The organism is Salmonella sp. SAL4457, assembly GCF_046548235.1.
GTDB lineage: Bacteria > Pseudomonadota > Gammaproteobacteria > Enterobacterales > Enterobacteriaceae > Salmonella > Salmonella enterica.
Genome location: NZ_JBGDZO010000931.1, coordinates 1 through 252 on the forward strand (window position 1 = coordinate 1; position 252 = coordinate 252).

1 protein-coding gene is annotated in these 252 nt (G+C 73.0%); it reads right to left on the minus strand.

The genetic code is table 11. From position 1 onward, the window contains the following. The coding region (locus tag ACLJNW_RS26935) for an ATP-binding cassette domain-containing protein (RefSeq protein ID WP_410961613.1) at positions 1-252 on the minus strand (252 nt) is incomplete at both ends.

Consider the following 252-nt stretch of genomic DNA (forward strand, 5'->3'; position numbering starts at 1 on the left):
GGCCGGCTCCATGACCACGTCGAGGGTCGCCACCCGCGGGATCACCCGCAGGAACTGGCTGACGTAGCCGAGGGTCTGGCGGCGCACGGCGAGCACCTCGCGAGGCTCGGCGCCGACCAGTTCCAGCCAGTCGCCGGCGTGGCGCAGGCGGATGCTGCCGCCGGCCGGCAGGTAGTTGCCGTAGAGCGTGCGCAGCAGGGTGCTCTTGCCGGCCCCGGACTGGCCGATCAGGCCGAAAATCTGCCCGGCCTG